Source organism: Streptomyces sp. NPDC048718 (genome assembly GCF_043198875.1).
Classification (GTDB): domain Bacteria; phylum Actinomycetota; class Actinomycetes; order Streptomycetales; family Streptomycetaceae; genus Streptomyces.
In genome coordinates this window covers 196,369-211,538 of record NZ_JBICVG010000009.1, presented here as the reverse complement: position 1 = coordinate 211,538, position 15,170 = coordinate 196,369, and the positions used below count along the sequence as shown (strand labels likewise).

Annotated in this window: 9 protein-coding genes and 1 pseudogene; all 10 read right to left on the bottom strand. The window is 64.4% G+C overall.

Features of this window, described 5'->3' with window-relative positions; all coding sequences use genetic code 11:
- Positions 1–26: 26 nt before the first annotated feature.
- The gene (locus tag ACGFRB_RS19245; RefSeq protein WP_393244398.1) at positions 27–2,672 is read right to left on the bottom strand and encodes a hypothetical protein; all 2,646 of its coding nucleotides are present in this window, start codon (positions 2,670–2,672) and stop codon (positions 27–29) included.
- Between the two features lie 163 nt (positions 2,673–2,835).
- Positions 2,836–3,300: a DNA phosphorothioation-associated protein 4 gene (locus ACGFRB_RS19240; protein ID WP_393244396.1), complete on the bottom strand. Its 465-nt coding sequence runs from the start codon at positions 3,298–3,300 to the stop codon at positions 2,836–2,838.
- Positions 3,300–5,357, bottom strand: a complete 2,058-nt coding sequence (locus tag ACGFRB_RS19235; protein WP_383311090.1) for an AAA family ATPase — start codon at positions 5,355–5,357, stop codon at positions 3,300–3,302. The genes ACGFRB_RS19240 and ACGFRB_RS19235 overlap by 1 nt, the downstream gene beginning before the upstream one ends.
- A complete protein-coding gene (locus ACGFRB_RS19230) occupies positions 5,354–5,518 on the bottom strand; it encodes a hypothetical protein (protein WP_190152738.1) in 165 nt (54 codons plus the stop codon). The genes ACGFRB_RS19235 and ACGFRB_RS19230 overlap by 4 nt, the downstream gene beginning before the upstream one ends.
- A 51-nt stretch (positions 5,519–5,569) precedes the next feature.
- Positions 5,570–7,720 (bottom strand): DEAD/DEAH box helicase family protein, encoded by a 2,151-nt coding sequence (locus ACGFRB_RS19225; RefSeq protein ID WP_393244633.1) that lies wholly within the window; start codon positions 7,718–7,720, stop codon positions 5,570–5,572.
- Positions 7,720–9,705: a hypothetical protein gene (locus ACGFRB_RS19220; RefSeq protein WP_393244394.1), complete on the bottom strand. Its 1,986-nt coding sequence runs from the start codon at positions 9,703–9,705 to the stop codon at positions 7,720–7,722. The genes ACGFRB_RS19225 and ACGFRB_RS19220 overlap by 1 nt, the downstream gene beginning before the upstream one ends.
- Positions 9,706–9,785: 80 nt before the next feature.
- Positions 9,786–12,017 (bottom strand): hypothetical protein, encoded by a 2,232-nt coding sequence (locus ACGFRB_RS19215; protein ID WP_393244392.1) that lies wholly within the window; start codon positions 12,015–12,017, stop codon positions 9,786–9,788.
- A gap of 6 nt (positions 12,018–12,023) precedes the next feature.
- On the bottom strand, positions 12,024–12,743 hold the full coding sequence (locus ACGFRB_RS19210) for a hypothetical protein (protein WP_383311084.1): 720 nt from the start codon (positions 12,741–12,743) through the stop codon (positions 12,024–12,026).
- Positions 12,744–13,196: 453 nt separating this feature from the next.
- A pseudogene (locus ACGFRB_RS19205) lies at positions 13,197–13,861 on the bottom strand (transposase family protein); the annotation flags it as partial.
- Positions 13,862–13,919: 58 nt separating this feature from the next.
- The gene (locus ACGFRB_RS19200; RefSeq protein ID WP_383311082.1) at positions 13,920–14,390 is read right to left on the bottom strand and encodes a hypothetical protein; all 471 of its coding nucleotides are present in this window, start codon (positions 14,388–14,390) and stop codon (positions 13,920–13,922) included.
- Between the last annotated feature and the right edge of the window lie 780 nt (positions 14,391–15,170).

Here is a 15,170-nt window from a genome sequence, read left to right as displayed (position 1 = left end):
GAATTACGTGGCATGGTGGCGCCTCTTCAGCTGCCGGGATTTGCGTCCGGGAGCAGGACGAGCAGCTCGTCGAGATGGGCGAGCCAGTCGACGGCGCTGCGAATGGTCCAACCTGCGGCCCGGTAGGCGAGGTCGCGGCGCTCGGCTTCTGGTTCGGTGTGGCCGTGTTGCGCTGCGGGGACGACGGCGAACTTGGCGGTGTCCTGATCCCAGGCGAAGTCGGCTTGCCATCCGCCTTCGCCGAGCTCGAAACCGAAGACTGGGGCTTTCTTGCCCTGGTTGGCGAGTGCCTGCGCGAGGCGAAGCAGGTCGGCTTCGCTGCCCTCGTCGAGCAGTGGGATGATCTCGTCGTCCCACGTGGGGTCCCGAAACTCAGCCTTGGCGGCCGGCTTGGCCGCATTCTCAGTGTTGCCTGTTGGCTGCGGATCGGGCGCACTGTGCTGGCGAGTCGACGCGCTGCTGAGGTCCCCGGCGGGTGTTGCCGGGACGCTCAACCCTTCATCCAGCGCGGCTGTACCGCAGAGCTCGGACTCGTACTGCTCGCTCAATAGTTCCAGGATGTCCTTGTCGCCTCGAATGCGAAGGTGCGCGAGCACCTCATCCATGGTTCTCGCGTCTGCAAGACCAATACGTCGGCCCAGAACTGCGGGCATGTCCTTCTCCGTGACCTGGCCGGACAAGGCCATGAGCCGGAGGGCTCGCTGAGTGTCCGTGAGATTGAGATCCGGTTCGTCGGCCAGACGCAATGCCTTGAGGCGACCGTCCTTTGCCGCCACGAAGACGTGGTCCCCCTCGACCGCATCCATGCGCTCGAGCAGGGGGCGGATTGAACCGCAGCTGGGCTGGTTGCGCCAGACGAGTTGGATATCACCCACGTCGTGGGACAGTTCCAATCGCCCACCGGGAGTTAGGCCTAGGTGCGCTGCGAAGCCGGCCGGGATGGTGAACCCGGATCCGCGCAGGTGTTCACCATTCACGTCGAGTCGGTACCACCAGGTGCCTTGACCCGTTTGGAAACAGCGCCGGGTCTGTGCGACATCGCGTCGCGGCTGGTAATCGGCCGAGCCGGTCTCGGTGGAAGCCGCTACGCGGATCCAGCCTCGCTTGAAGCGCTCGAACTCCGGAGCGGCAAGATAGGCACGCACGGACTTGTCAGAAACATCGAACTGCGAGCAGAGCGAGGTGATGAGGTCCTCGGACTTAGCTTCGCCACCGACGGATTCGAGTTCCCGGATGATCATCTCGCGGATGCCGAGGTACTCGACACCGCCCCAACGCCGCAGACCGTACAGATCCCGGTCGCGCCGCATGAAGCGGTCGTCGGTCTGAATCTGGTTGCGCAGGCTTGCGAGCGCCGTTCCATCGTCCAGGCGTGCCAGAAGGTCCTCCATCGCGAGAGGGTGCCCGACGAGCATGAGAACCGCTTCCGCCCGGTCGTTGACAGAGCGGCCCCAGGGCAGCAGGTGTCCATCGGTGACGCGGAAGCCCTTGACCGCCAGTAGCCACTCTTCCGCGGCTGCCTCGCGAATGCCGAGTTCCCCGAGCAGCTCAACAACTTCGGCCCAAACCGGGGCCGACTCACTGCAGCGACGTGTCAGCTCTGCCCGCGCCTGTTCGATGCGCCCGTCGAGATCGCCCTCCACCAGCCAGCCGCTCGTCCAGGTGCGGTCGGGAAGCAGGGAAGCAATGAGCTGCCAGAGAGGAAGACCGAGAGCGGGGACGGCGAGTTCGTGGACCGGATGGAGTTCGCGTAGTTCGGTCTCGGTGGCCACTGGTCCAAGAAGTTCCTGGACAGCGAGGAGGTGGCCGAGGAACGGCTGACCGGCGCCTGAATGGAGCCACAGCTGGAGCTTCTTCTCCAGCGCGACCTGGATCTGCCGGGCTCGCTCCCGGCTCACCCCGAACTGCTCGCCGAGGCTCTCCAAGGAGATCCGGTTCTGGCCGAAGGTACGTCCTGCTGCGACGGACAGCTGACGTTCGCCCCAGTCGCTGATGAGGCTCTCGAGCGCGTCGAGCGGCACCTCCAACAGTGCCGATTCGGCTTTCCCACCAGGCGTCGCTTCAATCTGCTCATCTACGGCCCGGGCTGAGGTGCTGCTGTCCTCTCCTGGGTGTTCCTGGGCCCAAGCTCTCAGGGTGTCAACGGCGGTGCGGATAGCGGGCGCGGCGTCGGCCGGGATCAGGCGTGCCAGCGTATCTGCGAGAGAGCGTACGTCCTGGTCTGACTCTGCGGCCGATTCGTCACGGGAAGCCGCGGGGACAGGTTCCATCAGGTTCCGCCCACCGATGAGGAAAGGGCGAAGAAGCGGTCGGACCAGCCCCGCGAGTGCCTCAACCCCTTCCTCGGCACCTGCGTCCGACGCCGCTTGCTCGATCGTCACCCGCAAGTCGGTTCCCTGACCCTCCGGACAGAAGCACAGGTTGGGGAGCGCCACGCCGAGTGTCAGGTGCGGCCAGTGGGCACGCAGAGCCTGCGCGGCGCGGTGTGCCACTTCTTCCGCGCCGATGGTGGCCGTGACGTCGGTGAGCGACGTGTCGTTCCACCATGTTTCAGACAGGCGGGGGTCTTCCAACAATGGACCCAATTGGCGTGGATCGCCCCAGCGCAGGGCCGGCAGCAGGTCGACGAGCGCTATACAGAAGGGCGACTTGGATTCGATTGGGCCACTCATGTGAGGATCCACATCTCGCGCATTCGGGTGTGTTTCAGGTCAATGGTTGCCAACTAGCTGGGGCCGGAGCGCGGCCCGTGGCTCTGTGAGCTGCGAAGACCTGCAGCTCAACACCAGTAGGCGCGCTGCGGGCGCCCGACGGGCCGCCCGCAGCGGCTTTCTGCTACCACTCCAGGGCGTCCAGCATGTCCTTGACGGGGTCGTCGTCCTGGTCAGCCGCCGGTGTGAGCGCGTCCAGTACGAGCGAACTGACGATCGCGACAAGGTCCCGGCTGCCCCGAGCGTTGATCTCTCCCTGGAGGTAGTGCAGCCCGCCGTTGGCGTAGTCCTCGAAGATCTTCAATCGGTCGGTGAGCCGGTCGTCACCCAGGATCTTCGCATCGTCTGGGACCTCGGCAGCGGCGATCAGGTCGATGAGCACATCGCCGTAGGGCCGGTTCTCAACGAGGGCGTAGCGAATCATTTCACCCGACTTCTCGAACTCGACACGCCGTTCCTTCCTGCGGCCGAGAGCGGCGGCGAACAACAGCGCCTCGTAGTTGGCTCGGAAGGGACCGTCCTTGCCAGTGAGGAGGGCCAGCAACTGCTCGTGTTCGGCAGGGCGCCGGAACCGGATCTCAACGGCCATCAGGCAGTCACCTCTTCAAGGACGGTGTGGTTGAACTCGCCGTGTGAGACGTAGGGGAACTCACGGCCGTGGATGGTGATGCTGTCCTCGTCAGCATCCGAGTTCGTGGTGTACGAACGCAGCACATACATGCGCGATGCGGCCTGCCCGAGGTGTTCCAGCACCATGCCGCGGGACTGGGACTTCGACAGCAGGGTGACGATCTGGGACGTCAGCTTCGGCAGCGACTCGGCGATGTCGTTCTGGTACGCGACATCGAGGTTCCCGAACGGAGCGTCCATGACGACGGGATACACTCCGCCACCCCCCAGGACAGCGTCTGTGGCCTTCTGCTTGCGGTCGTACGTCTCCTTCGTCAATTCGGAGACGGCGCCAACGAACGACAGACCCAGGATCTGGTTCTCACCGGTACTGCGGGCCGCCGCGACGCCCGCCGAGTGATTGACGAGTTCAAGGGCGAAAGACGTGGTTAGGCTGGGCGTGAAGGGCCTGATGCAGATTCGTCCGAAGACGCTCTTGACTTTGGCGTCGAGCTGCTGGCGGACCTCCTCGGTCTTCACTGCCAAGATCCTCTGGAATGCGTCGAGGACTTCGTCGACCAGCAGGACCTGACGCTGGATTCGCTTGGACTCCTCGTCCTGCACACGTGCCGAATGGAACTGCCGCCGCACCTTTTCAATCTGCTCGTCCAGCTCGGTCAGCTGTGACTGGGCTTCGCGGTGCTGCTGCAGTGCGTCCAGGCGCTTTCGGTCGAACTCCTTGCGCCTCTCCTCCAGGCGCTGCACGTCCATCACGTCGACACCCTCGAGCTCGCGGGCGATGTCGCTCATCTCAGCGTCGATCTGCTTGATCGATGCTTCGATGTCTTCGATGTCGGCAACGCACTCACGCAGTTTCGCGAGCAGATCAGCACGGGCCAGCGTGAGATCGGCGGTCTTGCCGCGCAGGTACATCCAGCGGCTCTCGACATCAGCGAGCCCCGCGTTGTAGCGGCGTTCTTCCAACGCTATGCGTGCTTCAGAGCCCTCGGGCAGGCCACGCCCGCACATGCACTGCCCGTCCTCGAGCAGGCCGTCGATGTAGTCACGCTGGATGCCCGCAGGCAGTTCTCGGCGCTTGCGCATACCCTCGGCCAGGTCCAGCACCGTGCTGTCGATGCCGCCAGTGAACGCCAGGAAGCTGTTCTTGGCCAGAAGGTCCCGCTTTCGCTCCTGGCGTTCGATGCGCTTGGCCACCAGTTCATCGAGTCGGAACTTGAGTTTGGCCCGCTGGCGCTGCAGCGGAGCGGCCTTACCGTTGGCCAGAAGTGCTCGGTTCGCCGCCTCGACTTCGCGCTCATAGCCGGCAGCGTTCTCCGAGAGCTGGAGCAGCTCCTTGTGCACTTCGATCTTCTGTTGCTCCAGCCGGTCCTGCTCGGCGGTCAGCGCCTGCAGCCGCCCGTCGCCGTTGCTACCCACCTGCCGGCTCAGCTTGCGGGAGGCAGCCGGCAGGTGGGTACCGATCGCACGTTCGATCTCTTCCAGACCCATCAGGGTCTTGATCGCCTGTTGGACCTCGTCCGTACGGTCGCCGGTGAACATTCGCTCCATGCGTTCACCGTTGAAGAAGAAGAACTGGCGCAGGCCCTCGGGGAGAATCTTTTGGATACGGTCCTGACCGTTCGGGACCGTTGTGCTGGCTCCATGCTCGGATTGGGTAACAGTGAGCTTCGGGGTCAGTGCGCTCTGCTCGTCGGCGTTCTTGGTTGTGGTGACCGCGCGGTGCACGGTGAAGTTCAGCCCCTCGTGCTCGAACTCAAGTTTCACCGAAGCGCTGACCAGTCCGCCGAAGGGGGTCTGCGCCCATGCGTGGTCGTTTATCACACGCTCTTGGCGCTCCACGTCGTCGGAGAAAGTACCGTACAAGGCCCACGTGAAAGCATTGAGCAGGGTTGTCTTGCCCGCACCGTTCATGCCGAAGATAAGGACAGCGGGCTTGTCCTCTGAGACCTCGAGATCGAGCTTCTGAGTGCCGTAGAAGACACGGAAGTTTTCCAACGTGAGCTTGAGCAGTTTCATTTGGCCAGCTCCTTGGCGGCACGGACGATCTCGTCGGTGAGCAGAGTCGGGTTCTTGACATGCAGGTGCTCACGCTCGAGTTGCCACACCTTCGCCACAAGCTTCCTGGCCTCTGGCGACAGGCCGTCCATGATGTCCTTCAAGCTCTCCGTCGTTCCCATGACCTCTCTCCACACTTCGGGCTGTACTGGCGTTGCTCAGATTGCTTCACTTCAGGTGTCCAAGAGCCCGTAGCGCAGGCGTAGAGGGCGCAGGATGTCCAGGGTGCGTGCCTCGTTGTCGGCGAGCCGGGCGAACTCAGTGACCCGTGTCAGCTCACGGGCGACCATTCGGCGTTCGGTCTCGTGCTGTAGATCGCTTGCTCCGTCCGGTGGGACGACGATGAAGTCGACGATGTCAGCGCGTTCCTTCCCCGGGGCCTTGCGCAGGACGCGACCTCGGCGCTGGATGAACTGCCGCGGATTGGAGGAGCTGGCGAGCAGGTAGGCAGTGCGTGCCGCCGGCACGTCGACGCCCTCGTCTAGGCACTTCATCGACAGCAGGACCTGAAGTTCTCTACCTGCGGCGAATCGGCGCAGCAGATTCTGTCGCTCGTCGCGCCTGGTTTCGGCGGTGTACGGAGCTGCGGGCATACGCAAGTCTTTGCCGACCAACGACAGCGCCTGCTGAAGTTGGGTCGGCTCATCGATGTCGCCGGTCTCGTAGGCGAGGGGATGGCGTCCCTCGGCGCAGTACAGCAGTTGGTACCAGTCCTCGCGCCGCGCAGTGATCTCACGGTGCAGGGCAGGCAGCTTGGCGCGCGCGTGCCCCAGGATGTTCGAGCGCTTGCGCAGGAGCTTGCCGAGCGGGCTGTCGTCGTCCGTATCGTCGGAGAAGCCTTGGGCCGCGATGATCCTGGCGATCTTCTCGGTCACTTCCGCATAGAGGAATGCCTCTTCGTCGTCCAGCTCGACTAGAACTGGAGTGTAGGTGTAGCGGCAGAGCGCGCCCGCACGGATGGCGTCGCCGATGCCCATCTCGAACACGACATCGCCAAAGTAATCCGTCAGCGCGGAAGTGCCCTGGTCGTCGAACCAGCGCTCCGGCGTGGCCGACAGCCCGAGCCGGTAGGCGGCCGAGGTGGGAAGCTTCCCTCGCAAGCGCTTGGCGCCCAGATTGTGGCACTCGTCCGCGATGGCAAGCAGGCGACCGCGGTAGCGGGCCAGGATTCCCTGCAACGGATCTGCAGCGAAGGTGGTATTGGTGGTGACGATGACGCCGCCCTTAGCCGTCCCCAGCGCCAGGGCATCGAGAAGTGACGAGGCTCTCCCGTACCAGCTGGTGGTGGACTCGTAGGCGCGGACCGGCTGCATGCCGAACCACGCAATGTCCTTTGACCACTGGTCGACCAAGTGCTGATAGGGGGCGATGACGAGGGTCAACAGCGGTTCGTCGCGGCTGCGCAGCATGCGGGTCAACTGTGCTGCGGCGGACAGCGCAGTCAGCGTCTTGCCCGTGCCGGTGGCCATGCGCAGGATGCCGCGACCACCGTTGGCGAACCACCGCTCGACTGCCTGTTTCTGGTAGTCCCGCACGGTCAGCTCGTCGGGAATGACGAGCCGTCCGGATGCCTCCGGGCGGGGCAGGGTGATGACAGCACCGTCCATGGTCGACAGCTCGGGCTCGATCTGAGATGCGGTGCGGTTCGCGCACTCCTGGATGACCCCTTTTGCGGCGGCGGTGAAGTCGAGCACCCGTAGCAGCGGGGTTCGATCGTCCCAGAGGTCTTCGAAGTCCTGGCTGATCCGTACGGCGCGCGTGCTGTCCCCCGGCTCCCAGGTGCGGAACACCTCAATGGACTCAAAATTACCGACCAACCCTGGCATGGTCTCGTTGGCGCTGCCTTTGAAGGCGACCAGGTCGTGTCCGTCGCGGAAGATCCCGATCTTCTCGTGGTAGATACCGATCCTGTCGCCCGAGCTGATGTATGCGAGCTTGATGTCGAGCCGGCCGTCCGCTACAAGCAGGCCGAGCTTGCCAAGCCCCCGGGCTGCCCGAGGGTCCTGAGTTGCCTGCTCGATGTTGCGCAGAGCCGCCTGCTCCAGCACGGCACGCAACTCGTATCCGGCTTGTATCTGCTTCACGTCCTCTGCGTTGAGCTGTGGGGAAGCGACGATGCGCATCGTCCCGCCGCGAGCCGCGAAGTCATCTAGCCCCCGGCCGAGCACGGCCAGCACCGATGCGCTGAAGTATCCGACCGCCCGGTCGTAGGAGGTAGCAGCGGCCAGGGCGGGGACGTAGAAGTCGCGGGCGATGTCGCAGCGGTCGCTGCGATAGTCAGCGAGCAGATCGGCCGCGCGAAGCACGGAATCCTGTCTGTTCATCACAGCCCCATGAGATCGATCAGGTCGTCCGGTGACGGCCCATCATCGCCAGGACTCTCAGCACTGCTGTCGGCCGAAGCCCGCTCGTCATTCTCCTCACGCCGGACGTCGCTGAGACGACGTACCACGCCGCCACGCGCAGTGAAGGGAGGGGAAGAGGCGACCTGACGGACGCTGGATTCGTTGATGGTGAACTCGCGGGTCAGGATGGCGACCAGCTCATCCGTCGGAATCGAACCGTTGGCCAGGTCTACCTCCTCCGTGACGAGTTCCTTGATCGTGGTGTATGGGCGCAGTCCCCACTCATTGAGCGCCCAGGAGTCCACGTCGCTCCGCACGAACCGGGAATCCCTGGGCAGCTGCGCTTTCAGCGAGCGGATATTCACGTCGGAGCCCATGCGATCGACCAGCAGATTCGAGTCCAGTGGATGGCCGAGCTCGTTGAGCACGTTCCAAGCTCGGTCGTTGAGTGTCTCGCGACGCGAACCACTCCCGGTGGCGGAATCAGCATCAAGCGTGCGGGCAGGTGCTGCAGAAGCAGCGCTGGAAAGAGCATCGTCAGGCAGCTCCCAGCCGTCGGCGCGCGCGACTGCGGCGAGGATGCGTGACATCAGCGTCCGCAATGGCTCGGGAAACTCGTCGCTGTCGCGCAGTAGATCGGCCAGCTGCTCGCCAGGCCGATGCTCGCAGGCGAACTCGCGGAGCTGCTCGAGTACGTCAATCAACTCCGACGTCGCATCTCCAGACTGCGCGGTAGCCGCGAGAGAGTCCTCGTGGGTCCGAGCGGGCGACCCCCTCAGAGCCTCTTCCAGGGATGCTGCTTCGGTGGCAGGCCGTGGCGGAGCGAGTTCGTAGTCGCCCTCCACTGCTGAGGCGCCCGTCTGATCAGTGACGGACTGAGAGGTTTCGCCGAGTTCGACCTGGCGGTCGTCTACCAACCGCAACCCGCAGTAGCGGAGCCACCCCTTGGTGGCCTTGAGGGACTCGCTAGTACCTTCAATTAGCCGTCTGGCTGCGGCCCAGGACAGGCACTCTCCCGCTTCTAGATCAAGTGCGTCTCGGGTGAGCTTGCGCATTTCCTCCAGTGAGCCGCTGAACAGCCACTCTCCATCTATGGTCCCGGACCATTGAAGAGCGACCAACAGCTCAAGCATCATCACGTTGCTGCCTGGCAACTTGACTGCGAGCCAAGGATGTTGTTCAAGCAGGTCGCTACGTGTGATGGGGACCACTGTCGCAGTGCTGAACAGCGTCAAGGCGGTGCGGATTCCCGCGGAGTCCGAAGCCGCGGTCTCCAGCCGCTCGGGCAGTTCGTCAAGCAACCGTGTCATCCACGGTCGCATGGTGCGGTAGCGCGCGGCCAGCTCGTCGACCGGCAACGGGGACACTGCACACAGATGCAGGGTGATTAGATCTTGCTGTCGAGCGTCCAGACCGACGAACCACTCACAAATCGCGGTGTCCGGCTCTGCGTTCGAACTTGATCCTGCTGCTGCCGGCACCGGGGACTCCTCGGTTCGGTCCCGCTGCGGGAACGTGACACCCGCGCGCACGAGAGCGGCGAGGACTTCGAGCTTTATTTCGATGCGGACCTTCGGCAGGTTGAGGATGTCCATCGCGGCCAGTTGCCCCACTTCGCCCAGCGTCGTGCCGCCCGCCGCTTCCAGCACTTCCAGTGCCCTCGCGTCCAACGCCAACTCCGCCGTCGGCATGTCCTTAGGCAGAAAGGGAAGCTGGAGGAGCAACTGCTTCTCCTCCAGCAGCACTGAACCACTGCCCCAGCAGAGGAAAGACGCGAACAAATCGAATACGTCGTCCATGTACGGACGCCGCAAGCTTGTCTCTTCCGGCGTCTCACGCAGCCACCACTGCGCTGGCCCTCCCAGCCTCTGGAGTGCGAGCAACTCCTCGGGCGCCAGCTGATCCAGCCACGGCAGCACGACCTGCCACGTCGGCGTGGGCGACGAGAACGAGGGCGACATCATTCCTACCTTTTACGTGCCAGAGGAACATCTACGGGAGTCGGCGGACAAGCCTGAAACGGCCCCCGCCGCCGAACCGCGGCTCACTCTCCAAGCAGGTCGTCCACACTGGTAACCGGCTCATCCTCGGCTCCCTTTGCGCTTCCCGCGAGGTCCTCGGCATCGCCGGCAGCGTCGTCCGGCTGCTGCGTGGGCACGCCTTTCTGGCCGAACTGAGCCAGCCAGCTGTTGTAGGGCTCGTCGGTGCCGTAGAACCACTCCTTGAGCGCGCGTCCGAGCGCAGCGCGAGCCGCCTTCTCCGCCTCTGGCCGCAGCTTCGTGTCGATGACCTCGGGCCTGCCGGTCTTGAGCGCCTTGAGCTGCTGGTCCTGGCACAGTCCTAGGTAGAGGCCGCGTGCTGTGCTGAGCATGTCCTCAAACACCGCCCGATTCACGACCCATGGAGCCATGTGAGCCCATGCCTCAGGCGTGTCCAGCACCTGGAGCCAGAAGTACCGGAAGTAGACTGCCTGCGGGGTATCCATATTGGCGATCTGGTTCAGGGGGTGGCTGACCTCGATCTTATTGAATGCGAGCCGGCGGTCCTTGGCCTTACCTGATTCCAGGGCAAAGTAGGCGTTCCACGCTGCCACAAGCGCATCAGCGAACTGCGGAAGCTCGTTGAGATCGGCACCGCCTGACTGCTTCTTGCGCAGCTCCCACAGCGACCCGAGGGTCATCATCATGCCCAGCTGGCAGGCATGCGTATTGAACACCGCGTACGCGGCCTTCGACTTCTTGAGCCCACCAGTGCGTCCGGAGTCCAGATAAGCCTGAGCCCGGTAGGTCTCGAAAGCCTCTTCACGACCCTTCAACGCCTCCCAGGCGCGGATCACGTCGGACTTTGCCGCCTTCGCACCTGCGGCCTTCTTCTCCAGGTAGTGCTCGTAGCTGTCTCGCAGTGTCCAGAACACGCCCACCCCGCCGAACAGGGCGTCGTGGGCGAGAGACAGCCCCGTGTCATCGACGTGCCACTCATCCTTCGACTGCGTCAGCGCCTTGGCGTGGGCAGCGTAAGGCGCGGTCTTCGAGAGGAGGGTGAGGATGGCCCGCCCCCAAGTAGCCGCGAACCGATCGCTAATGACGTCCAGCTGCCCCAGGGGAAACTCGGTGTTACCGATCTTGTCCCGTTGGTAAGTGAAGCCCCCATCCTCGAACTGATCAGGGAAGAGACTGAGGACGTCCAGCTGTTCCTGCATGAAGGTGTCCAGATCCGTCTGACTGAGCCGGCCTCCGATCTTCTGCGCGACGTTGTTCAGGTACTTCGGGGGCCCGAAGACGCAACGGTCCACGGCAAATTTGAGGAGGTGGATGTTGGTCAGCACCGACCACCGGGCCGGCCGGGTGGAGTTCACCTCCGGGTTGTCGTACTCGACGGCGTAGATGGGCAGCAGAGAATCACTGGTGTCGTTGCGCAGCTCGCTGAGCATGCGGCGGGTCAGCACGTTGCTCAGTTCGGCATCGGACAGCAAGATGATCCGCGATTCGGAGGGCGGACGCGCTTCCTTATTGACGTCGACAAAGAGCTTACGGGCTGCCTCATGGGGTTTTGCCTGCTCGCCCGTCTCTTCAGGGAACCAGCACACCGTCACTGGAACCTCAATGCGGCTCAGGTCTACATCGCCGAAGTCGCGCAGGGCCTGGATGACCTGATTCTCGTAGAAGGAACGGAAGCGTCCGCCTACCCCAGAGTTCTGCCAGCTCTTGGTCATGGTGCGCTCCACTGCCAGCAGGGCCATGGCCCGGTGCTGGCCGTCAAGGACCACGAGCTGCGCCTTGGAATCGTCCCACCACAGCTTGCCGAGGTTCGCCGAGTGAAGGCGGTCGTCGGCACCGACCAGACGCTGGACGCGGAAAGACGCGCCCGCCTGCTCCTGCTGCCAGCGCGCACCGTCGTCCTCGACCACGGCCTGCTGGCCGAGAGACTCGAAGAACGAAGGGCGCTTGCTGCGGAAGGGCAGCAGGACCGCGACGATCGGTGGGAAGAACGCCGGCCCAGTGGGCTTGAGATCCAACAGGTAGGGGATGAGGTTTACCGCGACCCGGTGGTCGTCCAGATCGCGTTGCAGGAGCTGGTTGAAGTCCAGGTCACCTGCTTCCATGACCTCACGGACCGGCGCGAGGCTCTTGGTGAGCCGCCGCTCGGGTTCGTTGGTCTCCTCGCCAAGCCGGGCCTTGGTCATGATGTAGTCCACGCGGCCGGCCGGCGTGGCGAAGGTGCCCCACGTCCCCTGGACGTAGTTGTGGAAGGTGAGTTTGGTTCCTGAGCCGAACATCGTGTCCTACTGCCTTCCGAGAATCGGCGCGTACAGCCGGTGGAGCAGCCATTCGGCTGACTCTGCAGTGTTTCGCAAGTGCTTGATGGTCACAGAGTCGTCTGCTTGATCGCCTAGGTCGATGACCCAGGCTTCGAGGTGGCCCATGGCCATGTTGCGAGCGGCTGCCCGCGCGCCGAACGTCCTTCCCTGCGCACGGACGGTCTCCGCATCCTCAGGGTGTTCACGCAGCCAGTCGTACGCCTTGGTGAAGTCGCGACGATGGGTGCGTAGGCGCTCGCGCAGATTCTCGGCGACACCTATGTACAGCGGCGAGGAGAACACCGGGGACGCTTTCTCCAAGATGGTGGCCATCACTCGACGTCTTTCCTCGCTGTCCAAGGAATCCATGAGTATCTCTAGGCGCTTGTCCTCTTCTACAGCGGTGTCGTTGTTTGACTCATCCGGATCGTGCAGGGGCGTGTCGAGCTGGAGTTCGCCCTCCCACGCGGCGCCGTAGGAGCCACGCCCCCGCAGGGTGATAGGGAGCGGCTCGTAGTAGCCGGCGTACTTTCTGAGCAGCCGCAAGAAGCCCTCGATCGCTTGATCGCCCTCCGGGCTAGGCTTCGTCTTCCAGTCATGTGGACCGGCTCGGAAACTGACATACCAGGCGTACAGCCCAGGAGTCTCAGGTGCCTGATCGACGTCCAACATTGAGTAGCGGCTGTGCGAGAGAGCATTGGTCACAGCCAGAGTTCCCCTACGAAACAAGCCACCAGGGGGCGCTGTGTATGGGCCCCAGGCAGCCTGACGGCGCTCTGGTCAGCAGCCTGCTGGCTACTGACCAGAGCGCAACAAAAGATCTTGCAGCAACTATGCATCCGTGACCAACCCTCTTCCCGGACGCGACGGCGTCCCCGCAGCTTGCGCCTGCGGCCCTTTGTGAAAAATTAGCTTAGGGGACACCGCTGACACGCGGGGCCCCTTGGGCGGGGCAGCCGGAATGTGACCTCGCCGACGATCCCTCTGGTCGCCCCCGCCGCGGGGCTCGCACTGTCGGCGACAACCGTCCGGGAGAGCTTCGGCGATGCTGACAGTCGCATGGCACCCGTCCTGGCCATTCTGTAGGCAGCGCCTGAGCGGCAGTGGCGCGCAAGAGGTGTTGCTGAGAGCTGTTTGACGACGTCACTGAGCTTTCCATCACTGATCTGAGCTGGTCAGATGCAGGGTGGGGACGGCCTGGACAAGGCAGGTGATCCGGGTGGTCGAGCACTGGAGCTTGTGGAGGAGTCGCCAGGACTTGAGGGTGGCCATAGCCTGCTCAACGAGTGCGCGGCTCTTCGCGGGGGACCGGTTCACCGCCTGCTGACCGGTGGAAAGGGCCTCCCACCGGCCCCAGCATGGGGTGCGAACCGTGCCGCCGGCCCTCGATAGGCCTTGTCGATCCAGCACGTGATGTCGCCTCGGTAAAGCAATGGCGTGTTCGCAGGCCGCGCGGACGTCGTGGACGGCGCCGGGCAGGGCCGGTGAGGCCCACAAGCAGTCGGCCGAAGAGATCGGCGAGGACCTCCACGTTCATCCCGTGCCTCTTGTGCTTGCCGGAGTAGAAGGGGCGGTTCGCGGCCACGTGGTCGATCGGCAGAAGTGTGCTGTCCAGGAGCAGGTACGCCTTCGCCGACGCGGTGCGGACGGCATCGGCCAGGGGTGGCCGCGAGGGCGGCCAGGAAATCGGCGGCCTCGGTGACGTAGCGGTATGCGGCCGTGGTTCCGACACCGAATCCGGCCGCGAGCTGGGCATAGGTGTGTCCCGCTCGCAGGTGGGCGAAAGCGAGAAGGGCCTGGCGGCCGGCGCTCAGCCGCTGCCAACCGGAGCTCGACGCCGACAAGCAGCCGCTTAGCCCGGACGTCATCTCATCGTCGCGGTCAGTTCAGATAGAGAGGTCCGTCGGGGATCCATCCTTCGACGTAACCGGTGGTCAGTAGGACGATCCCCTCCGGAGAGATCTCGCGCCTCCGCCTTCGTAGATCGGTGACACCCCATCGAGCGTGTGTGGGTGATCTCTGCTCGATTGCCGCCCCCTCGGTGTCGCTGATGCGGATGATGAAGACACGTGCCGCCGTCACGCGGTCGAACTCCCAGTTGTCGCCGGCGCGCGACTGCCGGAATCCGTAAACGGAGCCGAAACGTGGATTCGTCAATCCGAACTGCTCGTCCAGGAACCGGACAGCCGACTCCATGAACTGTGCTCCGCTCGGCATGCGGACTTGCGGGACAGTCCAGCCGCCGCAGCACCCGCCGCACAGCAGGAGTCGGCGCTGGTCGTCCAGCAGAAGGAGATACGCGCGGCGGTCGAAGCGGGGCCAGGGCACCCAAGGGGCGGCGTGAAGGGTCACGTCTCAAGCCTCACGAACTGCTATTTGAGTAGCAACTCCTGGGCCGTCGGATGGGTGAGCTGGCGCATCCAAGGGATGGGCTGAGGTACTTCAGCCAGCGTTCCGAGTGGCAGCCGGTGAACGGCGTGGGGCCTGGCGTGACCTGCGCGAACCTGGAAAAGCGTTGGGAAAAATGCCCTGGCGCGTTCGGTGGCCTTCCAGCACGCCCGCCCTGATCTGCGGGGATCCAATTTCCTGCAGATCCCACGAAGGCGTGGCACGGCAGAAGCTTCCGGGGTGACGCCGGGGGCGGGCCCTGAGGGACACCTTCCCGGGCAGGCGCTCCGGAAGGACGACTGACCGCTGACAGCCTAGCGGATAGGGGTTCCGGCGGTCGCCCCTGTTACTGGCGAGTGCCGTCGCGGGTTCGTCTTACGCCCTCTGAACTGGGATTTTTCGGCCAGAAGGCACTCGTGGGCGGGACCCGTAAGCGGCCTGTGGCTTCCCGGCTGTCACCACCGCCACCGTCACCGCCGCCGGCCCCGTGGTCGCGGCCGAGGGAGGCCGGCGGAGCGCGGCGCCCCAGCGTGCCGCCCCCGGCCCGGGTGGTCGAGGGCCCTCTTCGTCAAGCGTCCCGCCGGACCGACGTTGTCCGGAAGATCCATTGAGGCGTCCGGCGGGCTGCTGTTTGGATTGTTCCGGCCTGGCGCGAGCGGCGTGCGCCGTCGCGGCTTCCTTCGCGCGGCCGGAATCTTCGCGGGCCGGCTCCCCGGGCTCTTCGCGTTGCCTGCGGAACTCGAA

What these genes read in the sequence shown, in the direction of transcription:
- ACGFRB_RS19245 (WP_393244398.1), bottom strand. Translation starts at nt 2,672, where the DNA reads ATGAGTGGCCCAATCGAATCCAAGTCGCCCTTCTGTATAGCGCTCGTC.
- ACGFRB_RS19240 (WP_393244396.1), bottom strand. Translation starts at nt 3,300, where the DNA reads ATGGCCGTTGAGATCCGGTTCCGGCGCCCTGCCGAACACGAGCAGTTG.
- ACGFRB_RS19235 (WP_383311090.1), bottom strand. Translation starts at nt 5,357, where the DNA reads ATGAAACTGCTCAAGCTCACGTTGGAAAACTTCCGTGTCTTCTACGGC.
- ACGFRB_RS19230 (WP_190152738.1), bottom strand. Translation starts at nt 5,518, where the DNA reads ATGGGAACGACGGAGAGCTTGAAGGACATCATGGACGGCCTGTCGCCA.
- ACGFRB_RS19225 (WP_393244633.1), bottom strand. Translation starts at nt 7,720, where the DNA reads ATGAACAGACAGGATTCCGTGCTTCGCGCGGCCGATCTGCTCGCTGAC.
- ACGFRB_RS19220 (WP_393244394.1), bottom strand. Translation starts at nt 9,705, where the DNA reads ATGATGTCGCCCTCGTTCTCGTCGCCCACGCCGACGTGGCAGGTCGTG.
- ACGFRB_RS19215 (WP_393244392.1), bottom strand. Translation starts at nt 12,017, where the DNA reads ATGTTCGGCTCAGGAACCAAACTCACCTTCCACAACTACGTCCAGGGG.